Here is a 12,785-nt window from a genome sequence, read left to right as displayed (position 1 = left end):
CATGAACAACGCAGCCCTCGAACAGCAAATTGCTTTGCTAAGTCAACAAAACGCTGAATTACAGCAACAGTTAGCACAATACAGTGCCACAATCACCCAACTAAAACAGGAACTAAGAGAATCTCAAGAACTCTTACAAAGCACTTATCAAGCAGAACTAGATATCAAAGCTTCGCAAGCAGAATTACTGGCATTGTTCAACGCCATACAAGATGTAATTATCATCCTAGATGCAGAAGGACGATACTTGAAAATTGCCCCTAGTAGTGCGCCTTCACTGTACCAACCACCAGCAGAACTATTAGGCAAAACTATGCACGAAGTTTTACCTTCTGTTTTTGCTGACTCTTTTCTCAACTGTATTCAGCAGGTACTAACCACCAGAAAAACCGTGAAATTAGAATACAACTTGCCCATTGGTGAGCAAGAAATTTGGTTTGAGGCGGCTATTGCACCCATGAGTGGGAACACTGTTGTTTGTGTAGCCAGAGATATTAGCGATCGCAAAGCAGCTGAGACAGCCTTAAGTCAACAAGAAGCCCAATATCGCAGTATTTTCGAGACGGTGAGTGATGGCATTAGTGTTGTTGATTTAGATACGGGTAAGATTGTCGCTGCTAATCCGGCTTTTTGTCAGATGCATGGCTATTCTCAAGCAGAATTTTCCGACTTAAGTCCTACAGACTTTATTCATCCTAATTCTTTTGGGCAATTTGCAGAATTTATCAACACCATCAAGATGGGAGGTGAATTTTATACTCAGGCTGTAGACATCCGCAAAGATGGTACTTCTTTTGATATAGAAGTCACAGGAAAACTCTTAAACTATAATGGCAAACCTCATGCACTTTCGGTAGTGCGCGATATTAGCGAGCGTAAACAAGCAGAACAAGAGCAAAGCAGACTACTAGCAATTTTAGAAGCAACCACAGATATAGTTGGTATGGCTGATGCAGCCGGAATTAATTGCTATCTCAACCAAGCAGGTCAAAATATTTTAGGCTTTTCACCAGCCGATGCCAACAATTTTCATATCAGTGAGGTTTTGGCACCTTCAATGTTGGATAAATTTCAGACTGAGAGGCTACCTATTGTCATTCAGAAGGGTATTTGGTCTGGAGAATCGATATTTCGTAGTCGTGATGGATCAGAAATTCCGGTTTCCCAGGTGATTATTGCTCATAAAAATGAACAAGGCGAAGTCGAGTTTTTATCAACTATCGCCCGTGATATTCGCGATCGCCAACAAATTGAAGCTCAACTTAGACAACAGTCAGAAAATTTAGCCCAAACTCTAGAAGAACTGCAACGCACCCAAGCACAAATGATTCAAGCTGAAAAAATGTCCAGTCTGGGTCAATTGGTGGCTGGAGTTGCCCATGAAATTAACAATCCTGTGAATTTTATTCACGGTAATCTCAGCCATCTTGAGGAACATACTCAAGATTTATTACGGTTAATTCACTTGTATCAACCGATTAACCAGCCTGAATTTCAGGCTTTATCTGAGGAAATTGACTTAGATTACATTCAGCAAGATTTACCCAAAATCTTGAGTTCTATGAAAGTCGGAACTCAACGCATCCGTCAAATTGTGTTATCACTGCGTACCTTCTCACGCATGGATGAAGCTGAATTTAAAGCAGTAGATATTCACGAAGGCATAGATAGTACTTTAATGATTTTGCAATATCGTCTCAAAGAAAAGCCAAAATTTCCAGAAATCCATGTGGTTAAAGACTACGGCAGCTTACCTTTAGTCGAATGCTACGCTGGACAACTCAATCAGGTGTTTATGAATATTTTGGCAAATGCCATTGATGCTTTAGAAATGGGAGTGGGGAGTTGGGAATTGGGAATGGATCAAGAACAACTGCCTACGATTACGATTCGTACCTGGGTAATTGATTCTCATTGGGTAAAAATTGCGATCGCCGACAATGGTATCGGAATGCCAGAACAAATTCAAAAACAAATTTTCAATCCCTTCTTTACCACCAAACCTGTGGGTAAAGGCACAGGTATGGGAATGTCGATTAGCTATCAAATTATTACTGAAAAACATGCTGGCAAATTGGAGTGTTACTCCCAACCAGGAAAAGGAACAGAGTTTGTGATTACAATTCCCATTCAGCAGTAAATATTGTCAATAACTTTGCTTGAACTATTTAGAACAAATGGCAATGTATCTCTAGGGACTGTTGCACTTTTTAATTGACTTGTTATTTTGTATCAAATGCAACTACATTATCGGGCGATTAGTTGATAAATAAGTCTCACAGTAGATGGAATTGATATTTATGAGCTAAAGTCTCCCCCCTGTGGAGCAAACTGGTTATAATTATTTTCCGTCTATCTCAGAAATCAAAATTATATCCTCACAGTATTTATATGGAGCGCTATCGTTCTAAATCTGACCTACCTACAAAAATCTGCCCTGTATGTCAACGTCCCTTCGCTTGGCGGAAGAAGTGGCAAGATTGCTGGGATGAGGTGAAATACTGCTCAGAACGTTGCCGCCGTCGCCGTTCTGAGGCGAAAACAGAGTAAGGGGTGAAGTATGAAGTGTGAAGTATGAAGTGTGAATTGTAAAATCAACTTTAACTCAGACGCAAATAGCGCAAAAAATTATAGATGCAGGTACAGGTGGTGCAACCAAAATTAATTATTCATGGAGGGGCTGGTAGTTCTCTCCACGGCAAAGGAGGATTAGAGACGGTACGTCGATCGCTCCAAGCAGTCATAGAAGAAGTTTATGCTTTGTTATTATCAGGGGCAAACGCTTCCACCGCAGTGCTGCGGGGTTGCCAATTATTGGAAGATGACCCCCGCTTTAATGCTGGTACTGGTTCGGTGCTGCAATCTGACGGTCAAATCCGGATGAGTGCTTCTTTGATGGATGGGATGTTAGGGCGTTTTAGTGGTGTAATTAATGTCTCGCGGGTAAAAAATCCCATTGAGTTAGCATATTTCTTACAAACTTCGCCTGATCGAGTGTTGTCAGATTACGGTTCCGCTGAATTAGCACGAGAGTTACAAGTACCAAGCTACAATGCTTTAACTGAATTACGCTTGCAAGAATGGATTCAGGAACGTCAAGATAATTTTAAAAGGACAATGGCTGGGGTGGTAGCCGAGCCAGAGTTACTAGAAACCAGCAATGCCGGACGTGGGACAATTGGTGTAGTTGCATTAGATGCTCATGGTGGAATAGCAGCAGGTACATCCACAGGCGGCAAAGGTTTTGAGCGGATTGGTCGGGTAAGTGATTCGGCAATGCCGGCTGGGAATTATGCCACTGGTCATGCGGCTGTTAGCTGTACTGGGATTGGCGAAGACATTATCGATGAGTGTTTAGCACCAAGAATTGTGGTGCGCGTTACTGATGGGATGACTCTCAAAGATGCAATGCAACGCTCCTTTGCCGAAGCCCACGAACACAAAAGAGATTTAGGGGCGATCGCATTAGATGCCAGTGGGGCGATCGCTTGGGGTAAAACTAGCCAAGTCTTACTTGCCGCCTACCACGACGGCGAAAAAATTGGCGACACCCTAGAAATGCCCGTTGGTACACAAATCGGCTGTATTCAAGTCTGAAGTGTGAAGTGTGAAGTGTGAAAATAAATTTCATACTTCATACTTCAGCCTTCATACTTTCTTCCGCCACCCTTGTTTGACGACCTGACGGCTACGAGCAATGACTAAACTATCGTTGGGGACATCTTCGGTGACTGTGGAACCCGCTGCAACATAGACATCATCACCCAAGGTAACTGGTGCTACTAATACGCTATTAGAACCTGTTTTGGTGCGATCGCCAATTCTTGTCCTGTGTTTTTTTACACCGTCATAATTAGCTGTAATTGTGCCTGCACCAATATTCACTTGAGTACCCGCAGTTGTATCTCCCAAATAAGATAGATGCGCTACGTTAGTTTTTTCGCCTAACTGTGTATTTTTTAACTCTACAAAGTTGCCTATGCGGCAATTAGTACCTACTTGGACATGACCGCGCAAATGAGAGTATGGGCCAATCCGAGTTCCTGCTTGCACAATACTGTCTGTGACAACAGAATATTGCACTGTAACGTTTTCACCCAACTGACTATTTTCAATCAAACTTCCCGGCCCGATGCGGCTACCAGTTTTAATTGTGGTCTTTCCGCGCAGGTGAGTTTGGGGTTCAATAATGACATCTGGTTGTAGTTCTACATTGTCGTCAATTGTAATGCTATTAGGGTCAACGAGTGTCACACCTGCAACCATCCATTTTTCTTTGATGCGCTGTTGTAAAATCTCGTAGGCTGTGGCTAATTGTAGGCGATCGTTAATTCCTAAAATTTCTTGATAATCTGCTACATCTACAGCCATGACTTGCCCAACTTGAGTAACAGCATCGGTGAGGTAGTATTCTTTTTGGGCGTTGTTGGCTTCTAAATGCGGTAAAACTTTGGCTAAGTTCGGCCAGCGAAAGCAGTAAACCCCAGCGTTAATCCGTTGGTTTTGTCGTTGAGCAGGAGTACAATCTTTGTCTTCCACCATTTGTTGGACGATATTTTCACCATCACAGAAAACTCGCCCATAGCCTTTGGGGTCTGGTAACTGTGCAGTTAGGATGGTAGCAGCGTTGTGATTTTGTTGGTGAGTGAGCAATAGCTGTTTCAGGGTTTCGGTGCGTAACAGTGGGACATCACCGTTGAGGACTAATAAATCTCCCGTGTAGTCTTCAAGATAAGGCAGTAATTGCTGGATAGCGTGACCTGTTCCTAGTTGAACGGTCTGTTCTACAAACTCCAAGCTGGAGTTTGACTGCAAAGCGGCTTTCACTTCTTGGGCTTGATACCCGACAATCACCATGCGTCGTGAAGGTGAAAGCGGTTCTACACTTTCTAAAACTTTCTCTACTAGCGATCGCCCCCCTAAAGAATGTAAAACTTTAGGTAAGCTTGATTTCATCCTTGTGCCGCGTCCCGCCGCTAGAATTGCTACAACTACCATAATCAGAAATATAAAGTATGTTCGCCCTTGGCTTTGCCAAAGGTAGTATAAAGTATAAAGTATAAAATTCCGCCTCTAGCCTAGCGCGAGGCAAGCCTGGACTCTATTCTGCAAAAACAACTTTGCCAACCTACAATATTTCAGCCTTCATACTTGCAGCGAGTTAGAATTAAGCTCATAAGCGCGAACAAAATTAGTAAACTGCTGCATTAGTTCAGGGTTACGCCAACCTGCTTCGGTTTCTTCCTGCATTATAGATAAAGCTTCCTCTGAGGTAAAAGCTCTTTTATAAGGTCTTTCACTAGTCAAAGCATCATAAATATCAATAAATTGGAAAACTTGCGCCAGAAAAGGAATTTCATTGCCTTTGAGTCCATCTGGATAGCCTGAACCATTCCAGCGCTCGTGGTGATGGCGAATAATGGGAATGACACCCCGCATACTGCGTAAAGGTTGGCAAATTTTTTCCCCGATTAAAACATGCTGCTGCATAATCTGCCAATCTTCTAAGGTGAGTTGTCCATTCTTGAGTAGAACTGCATCGGGAATGCCAACTTTACCGATATCGTGAAGATAACCTCCCCACATCAAATCTCGCAGCTGAGAGCGAGAAAGATTGAGATATTCACCAAATGCTTGTCCTAGCTTGACTAACCGTTCGCAGTGATCTCCTGTATTAGGATCACGGCTTTCAATCGCTCTAGCAATGGAAAACAGGACTTGTTCTGCGTGGTCTAAATCTTCGTTTAAGCGCTTTTGCCGTACTAAGGACTTCACCCGCGCTGCTAGTTCTACACGGTCAAAAGGTTTGGTGAGAAAATCATCTGCGCCAACTTCAATTCCCCGAATGCGCGATCGCCTGTCGTTTAATGCTGTAATAAAAATTACTGGGATTAATCTAGTGTGTTCGTCTTGCTTGAGTAATTGGCATACTTCAAATCCATCCATGCCTGGCATCATCACATCCAGCAAAATTAGATCGGGCTGTTTTTGCGTTACCAACACCACAGCAGTAGCACCACTGTCTGCTTCAATCACTTCGTAACCTTCCATTGCCAACAAGGCCGCAGCTGTCATTCGACTAGCTGCATGGTCGTCAACTACTAAAATTTTTGGTGCTTCAGCATCAAAGATGCAATTCACTTTGGAGCCTTTGGCTTGTAAACTTTTAGATAATAATGAATTGTACCCAGAATTCATCTCAGGTTTGCTCCAAGAAGAATCTGCTTGCCCTTGTTCAGTCATTACTTCTTGCTGAGATAAGTTTAGTGGATAGTCTTCTAAGTCTTCCCATATCATCTCATGATTGGCATTTCCACTATTTACTTTTTTTCTGGTATTAGACCCACTAAGACTTTGTTGATTAGAGTTTGTGTACCTAGCACTCCAGTGAATCACAAATACACCCCATTTTTTTAATTAACAGTTTCTGTCTGCAAAAATCAAGTTTAGCGCTGTGACTATACTTTATTTTGGATTTTTACAAGCTTGCCGCACTATTATTAGGCTGCTTGTTTTTATTGTGCAAAGAATATTTTTCTTTATAAAAATAGAATCTTGCTAAGAGAAATTTGCTGTAAACATCCCAAATGCTTATTCTAGTATCATAAATTCGCCCAAATGTTAAATCAGGTTTTTTACGGAGATTTCTTAATATTCAGGGCATAAGAGAGGGTTTTACTCGTTCAATCTATCTCAAATTAGGATGTTTTTATTTTAAAGTTTTTATTCAAAATTTAAAAATGTTAAGTATTTTTTTCCAGAAATTTTTATAAATTATCATAATTAAAAATATACTTAATTTAACGTTAATTAACATACTTGATGTACGGTGATCACAATTTTCAACTCGATTCAGAACTAATTTCAATAGACTCAGTTTCTTGGTTTTTCTGCATCCAACGTTTTCGCCAACGGGAAGTAGGTTCCAATGAACAGGCTTGTTGTTCTTGTTGTCGCCGCATAATAATTACATCAGGCGGATCATTCAATTGCGGATCACGGTAAGGAATTGCAGCACGAGTTAACAAATGTTCTTGTTCTGCTGGGGAGAGGGGAGGAAGTGATAAGTTACTCAAGTGAGAATAACCTGCAACTGTACCAGGCGATCGCCTCCCGACTGGTGAAGTAGAACCTATCTGTAACCCAGCCAACATTAGCGCTGTACGTACAGATGCAGCACAAGAATAAGTCGCCAGCAAGCCGTTTTCCTGTAAGCACTTTGAGACTTGTCGCAGAAATTCTACAGTCCATAAGTGGGGACACTGAGGCGGGGAAAAAGGATCTAAAAAAACTGCATCTGCGCAGAAACCAGATTGATTTACCTCTTGAATTGCAACTCTAGCATCGCCAATGAGTAACTTTGCTTGCAGGAGTTTTGTTTGCACTTGCTGCTCAAAAGCAAGTTGGGTCAAAATAGGCGTGTATTCGTAGTCCCAGTGAGCAAATAAATTATTAGCGATCGCAGCTTGTGGTACAGCAGGATTTAGTTCTAAACCAATTAATTCTACATGACAACTTGGATTTACTGCCCAAATTGTCTGTAAAGCGGCGGCTGTGTTGTATCCTAGTCCGTAGCAAATATCCAATAAACGCACAACTGGTTTAAGCGCAACTTGAGTTAGTTGCGTTGGTTCCACAAACTTAAAATAACTTTCCTGTTTAGCGCCGAAATGACTATGAAATGCTTCACTAAACTCTTGAGAGAAAAAAGTGAAAGAACCGTCTGCTGTTGCTTGTGGGACAAAGTTATCAAATTCTGACATTAGACTTTTCCACTAAAGTTCATAGTCAATAGTTTAAAAAAGCTTGAATAGTTATAACTGATAATAAATCCAGTATTATTGGGACATTGATCAATCCAATATTCTCCTGATTCTCTAACTATTGTGAATTCTGAATTCAGACTCCTGAATTCTTGTATTTATGGTTGATACCCAACTTTTTGTTTCGCCAGCGTGGCTTGTTGAACACCTCAACGACCCAGAAGTTATAATTGTCGATTGTCGTTTTTCGCTGGCTGATCCACAACTAGGACAAAAACAATATCAAACAAGTCACATCCCAGGTTCATATTATCTGGATTTAAATCAGGATCTTTCTAGTCCTGTAGGTAAGCATGGCGGTAGACATCCTTTACCTGACACTAACAATCTAGCTAAGAAGTTAGCAGCAATTGGGGTAAATTCTCAAAAAACTTTGGTTGTGGCTTATGATGATTCCCGCTTGGCTTTTGCGTCTCGTCTATGGTGGTTACTTCGTTATCTCGGACATGAGTCAGTAGTAGTCATGAATGGCGGCTTTAGTGCATGGCAACAAGCTGGATATCTAGTGACAGATATGATCCCACAACCCCAACCAGGAAACTTTACCCCTGAGATTCAAACTGAACTGGTAGTAGATAGAGAAGCTGTCAAAAGTCGCAAAGATTTACCACAGGTAGTATTAGTAGATTCAAGAGAAAGCGATCGCTATCGCGGTGAAAGAGAACCAATTGATAAAATTGCTGGACATATTCCCGGTGCAGTTAACTATCCTTGGCAAGAAGTTACAGACTCATCAGGCCATTTACTTTCCCAACCCCAGCAACGTCAAAGATGGGAAAACATAGAAACAGCCAAAGAAATTTTAGTTTACTGCGGTTCTGGTGTAACTGCTTGTGTGAATTTACTTTCTTTAGAATTAGCAGGCATTCATACAGGTAAACTTTATGCGGGTAGTTGGAGTGATTGGATTAGTTATTAGTCAATAGTCAATGGTCAATGGTCAATGGTCAAAAAGTCAATTCAACTATGGACTGTTGATATTGGACTTTGGGCTAATTTTAAAATTCACCTATTCTCAAATTGTAATAAACACTCAAGAACCAGCCATCAAAATCAATATTTCTATCTGTAGAATCTCCAAAGCTAAAGCCACTCTGCAAATTTAAACTACTAAAGTCAGATACCCGGTAAACAACATGACCAAATATCCGGTGATACTGGTCGTCTCGTTGTCGTTGCGTAAAATCGGAAAGATTTAATTGATAGTTAATGCCAACTTGTAAAGGATTTTGGATGTAATAATTTAAAGAAAGCCAAAAAGAATTAATTAACCGACTACGATTATTGGGTTCAGCAAAACTAGCACTAAATTCGTAGAAACTATCTAGTGTTAACCTGGAATTAAGCTGATCTCGTCTTCCCAAAGACAGCCGTACTGAATTTTCATCTAAAAAGCGATCGCCTGCTTGAAAGCGATTTGTGCTATTAGCATAAAAAAACTGTTGATTATTAAAATCTATTTCTGCATACATCCGTGGCGAGAGTTGTTGATAAATCCCGACGTTAAAACTTAGTTGGTTATAGTTAAATCTTGATTGATCCATATAACGAATCAAATTACCATTAATTGAACCATTAATATAAGTTTTAGACCCCAAAGGAAAATATGCAGAAGCAAGGCTGAGACCATAAAAGAATAAGCCATCTTCTCTGGGGAACAGCGCCGAAGAAAAAATATTATTCGTATGAAAATAACCTACATTAGCTTGTAAGAAACCTATAGGTTTAAACTTAGCTACTGGTAAGGGTGGTTTTGCTTGTGGCAAAGGTCGTGGCCGCACCCGTAGCTCAAGTTCCTGAATACCATTAGCCTCAGATGTTGGCTGTTGTTGTGGCAAAGGTCGTTGTCTAACTCGTAGTTCTAATTCTCGATTAATATTGGTTTCCGGCTTTGGTTTTTGTCTTTGTTGCAAAAGCCGCCTTAGCCTTTCTAACTGCTCAGTTCTATCTACTGAGGGTTTGTCCAACAATTCTTCTATGATCATTGGCGAAGGCTGAGGAAAATCTCTTGGCTGTTCTAGTTGTGGTGGCTCATTTGAAGGTTGAGTATCGCTAGGAGAATTTTGCGGTTGGGGTAATGGTTCATTATCAGGTTGTGTTGCAGGATTGGATTGGGCTGTGAGTATGTTTTGCCACATCACATTTGATGGTATATTTTCTGCTCCTGCTGAATTCAATAACTGAGGCTGCTGTAAATTAAAATTAGTTGCCTTGAACTGACTCTTCTGGTAAAACTGATGACTTAGCTGGGTGTATGTAAAATATTTTATGTTTGGCTTGGGTTGACTACTAAGGTCATCTATCTTGGCAGCCAATGCTACATCTGTCCTAATGCAACACTTATTTGCACCAATCAAAGCTAATAAAGTTGCAAATAACAATTTTGTCCAGCTTTTAGGTTGCATCAACATTTATGTTTTATAGACAAAAAATATAATCATTCAGCTTTATCATTAAAAACAAAATTTGTTAACTTATTAAAATAAATTACTTAATCTTAATATTTTCTGATAATTTTCATTACATTGAATTATGACAAAATTTCGCTAAGACTTTCAATAAATACACTGAAAGTTGAGTTATAAAATTAACCAAATTATCAGTAATCCTAAGATTTCAGTATCTCTATTTACTTGGGTTGCTTTCAGTTAAATTATCCAGCGTTAAAACTATGCCTTTAAAATTTATTCCCTTTTTGATGATTGGTTTATGGGGAGTGATATTGATGCCTTTACCCAGGGCAAATGCTGCTACTCCTCTGACTCGTGCTGAGATTCAAAACCTGAAAAATCTGGTGCAACTGCTTCCCAGAAATAACAAAAAGCGCCCAGCACGCAAATTAGATCCGATAATTCCAGGTGATGGGTTGTCTACAGGCAGATCATCTTTGGCTGACTTGCGTTTTAACGATGGTTCTTTAGCACGGGTTGGAGAACGGGCAATATTTCAATTCTTACCCAAGACGCGGAATTTCCGGTTATCAAACGGGACGGTGCTGTTACTGATTCCACCAGGAAAAGGACAGACACGTATACAAACACCAAGTGCAGCTGCTGCTATTCGTGGTTCAGCGTTGTTTGTCCGCTACGATCAGCAAACAGATACAACAATTGTTGGGGCGCTGACAAATAGCGGTATTGAGGTATTTAATCAAGCAGCTTCTCAAAATCAAGTTTTAGAAGCGGGACAATTGATGGTGATAGTCAAAGGTGAGTTTCGGGGTTTATACGATTTTGATCTGAAGACTTTCTATGAAACAAGTGATTTAGTACAGGGATTAAATTTAACCAAGCAAAATAGTACATCTAACCCAGACCCTGCGATCGCCAGTGTTCAAGCAGAAATTGCCGCAGCTTTAGCAACACAAACGCCTGTAGTCGGTCAAGGCGTAATTGAAAACCCATCTTTTATGGAGTTATCTGTTAATTCCTCTAACTCGGTTGAACAAGGTGCTGTCTTAAATGATTCTCCAGTGAATACCTTGGTACAAACAGGAGAAGCAATATCAGATACTACTCGTAACGCGGGAAATAATGAAAACGTCAACACCATAATTCCAAATCAACCAAGCAATGGAATTGAACCTGGCAATTCTATAGGTCGCGGCAACCCAGGCGGTAACCCAGTCCGTAACCCAGGGGGCAACCCAGGTGGTATGACTCCAGGGGGCAACCCAGGTGGTATGACTCCTGGTGGTAACCCAGGTGGTGGTATGACTCCAGGCGGTAACCCAGGTGGTATGACTCCTGGTGGTAACCCAGGTGGTATGACTCCTGGTGGTAACCCAGGTGGTATGACTCCAGGCGGTAACCCAGGTGGTATGACTCCAGGCGGTAACCCAGGTGGTATGACTCCAGGCGGTAACCCAGGTGGTATGACTCCAGGCGGTAACCCAGGTGGTATGACTCCTGGTGATCACCCAGGTGAAGGTGGTATGAATCCAGGTGGTAACCCAGGCGGTGGTATGACTCCTGGTGATCACCCAGGCGGTGGTGATATGAATCCTGGTGATCACCCAGGCGGTGGTGATATGAATCCTGGTGATCACCCAGGCGGTGGTATGACTCCAGGTGGTAACCCAGGCGGTGGTGATATGAATCCTGGTGATCACCCAGGTGGTAATTCAGGTGGTGAACTTCCAGACAGCGAATACCCTGCTCCTTAAAGCTCTTCAGAAATACTAAATATATTAAGTTAGGAGTTATGAATCTTTCGCGTCTGACTCCTAGCTTCAGATACCATACTCCTCAATAATTACAGCCTTGCAATACATTTATCTTCACGGTTTTGCTTCTAGCCCTAAATCTACCAAAGCCCAGGCTATGAGCGATCGCTTTACTAAAATTCAAATACCGCTAAATATTCCTGATCTCAATGCTGGTGACTTTTCCCAGTTAACAATCACGCGTCAACTAAATCAAGTAGCCGCAGAATTCACCAATAATTCTAAACCAGTTACGTTAATAGGCTCTAGTTTAGGCGGTTTGACATCTGCTCATTTGGCACAACAATACCAACAAGTGCAACGCTTAATTTTGTTAGCACCTGCTTTTAGATTTTTATATCACTGGTTGCCTAAACTGGGAGATGAAGCGATTAAGCGTTGGCAACAACAAAAGTATCTCATGGTTTACCACTATGGGGAAGGGCGATCGCTACCTCTAAGTTACGATTTCGTAACAGATGCCGAGCAATACCAAGAGGATATGTTGCAACGTCCCGTTCCAACGCTGATTTTGCATGGCATAGAAGATGAAGTGATTCCAATTACAGCTAGTCGCCACTTTGCGCGATCACGTCCTTGGGTAGAGTTAGTAGAACTTGATAGCGATCATGCTTTAGGCAATGTCACAGCAGAAATTTGGCAAGCAATTCGCCTCTTCTGTCAGTTACCGTAAAGCGGTAAAATATGAGACCTGCCAACAAGCAATTTTCTCAGTTATTTGTTTTATTGACCAAAGA

At 41.3% G+C, this 12,785-nt stretch carries 10 protein-coding genes; 6 read left to right on the top strand and 4 right to left on the bottom strand.

The window, feature by feature from the left end; genetic code table 11:
• Position 1: 1 nt before the first annotated feature.
• The 3 genes from ACMX3D_RS27710 to ACMX3D_RS27700 all read left to right on the top strand — a co-directional run bounded on the left by ACMX3D_RS27710 (position 2) and on the right by ACMX3D_RS27700 (position 3,597).
• Positions 2 to 2,140 carry a PAS domain S-box protein gene (locus ACMX3D_RS27710; RefSeq protein ID WP_482748982.1) on the top strand — a complete coding sequence of 713 codons (2,139 nt, stop codon included), beginning with the start codon at positions 2 to 4 and terminating at the stop codon, positions 2,138 to 2,140.
• Positions 2,141 to 2,391: 251 nt separating this feature from the next.
• Complete coding sequence (locus ACMX3D_RS27705) at positions 2,392 to 2,550, top strand: DUF2256 domain-containing protein (protein WP_482748981.1); 159 nt, start codon at positions 2,392 to 2,394, stop codon at positions 2,548 to 2,550.
• An 84-nt stretch (positions 2,551 to 2,634) separates the two neighbouring features.
• Positions 2,635 to 3,597 (top strand): isoaspartyl peptidase/L-asparaginase, encoded by a 963-nt coding sequence (locus ACMX3D_RS27700; RefSeq protein ID WP_482748980.1) that lies wholly within the window; start codon positions 2,635 to 2,637, stop codon positions 3,595 to 3,597.
• 51 nt (positions 3,598 to 3,648) lie between these two features.
• On the opposite strand, the gene glmU is transcribed toward ACMX3D_RS27700, so the two are convergent.
• The 3 genes from glmU to ACMX3D_RS27685 form a co-directional block, all read right to left on the bottom strand.
• Entirely contained in the window at positions 3,649 to 4,998 is a 1,350-nt protein-coding gene (gene glmU / locus ACMX3D_RS27695) for a bifunctional UDP-N-acetylglucosamine diphosphorylase/glucosamine-1-phosphate N-acetyltransferase GlmU (RefSeq protein ID WP_482748979.1), read from the bottom strand.
• A 147-nt stretch (positions 4,999 to 5,145) separates the two neighbouring features.
• Positions 5,146 to 6,396 carry a response regulator gene (locus ACMX3D_RS27690; RefSeq protein ID WP_482748978.1) on the bottom strand — a complete coding sequence of 417 codons (1,251 nt, stop codon included), beginning with the start codon at positions 6,394 to 6,396 and terminating at the stop codon, positions 5,146 to 5,148.
• Positions 6,397 to 6,842: 446 nt separating this feature from the next.
• A complete protein-coding gene (locus ACMX3D_RS27685; protein WP_482748977.1) occupies positions 6,843 to 7,763 on the bottom strand; it encodes a tRNA (5-methylaminomethyl-2-thiouridine)(34)-methyltransferase MnmD in 921 nt (306 codons plus the stop codon).
• Between the two features lie 160 nt (positions 7,764 to 7,923).
• Between ACMX3D_RS27685 and ACMX3D_RS27680 the strand changes: the two genes are divergently transcribed.
• Positions 7,924 to 8,742: a sulfurtransferase gene (locus ACMX3D_RS27680; RefSeq protein ID WP_482748976.1), complete on the top strand. Its 819-nt coding sequence runs from the start codon at positions 7,924 to 7,926 to the stop codon at positions 8,740 to 8,742.
• Between the two features lie 79 nt (positions 8,743 to 8,821).
• On the opposite strand, the gene ACMX3D_RS27675 is transcribed toward ACMX3D_RS27680, so the two are convergent.
• The gene (locus tag ACMX3D_RS27675) at positions 8,822 to 10,234 is read right to left on the bottom strand and encodes a hypothetical protein (RefSeq protein ID WP_482748975.1); all 1,413 of its coding nucleotides are present in this window, start codon (positions 10,232 to 10,234) and stop codon (positions 8,822 to 8,824) included.
• A gap of 260 nt (positions 10,235 to 10,494) precedes the next feature.
• Between ACMX3D_RS27675 and ACMX3D_RS27670 the strand changes: the two genes are divergently transcribed.
• On the top strand, positions 10,495 to 11,988 hold the full coding sequence (locus tag ACMX3D_RS27670) for a FecR domain-containing protein (protein WP_482748974.1): 1,494 nt from the start codon (positions 10,495 to 10,497) through the stop codon (positions 11,986 to 11,988).
• A gap of 97 nt (positions 11,989 to 12,085) precedes the next feature.
• On the top strand, positions 12,086 to 12,721 hold the full coding sequence (locus tag ACMX3D_RS27665; protein WP_482748973.1) for a YqiA/YcfP family alpha/beta fold hydrolase: 636 nt from the start codon (positions 12,086 to 12,088) through the stop codon (positions 12,719 to 12,721).
• Positions 12,722 to 12,785 lie beyond the last annotated feature (64 nt).

The sequence above is a fragment of the Anabaena sp. TISTR 8404 genome, assembly GCF_056847745.1.
Note: the sequence above shows the minus strand (reverse complement) of the source record. Positions and strands in the feature narration are given on the sequence as shown.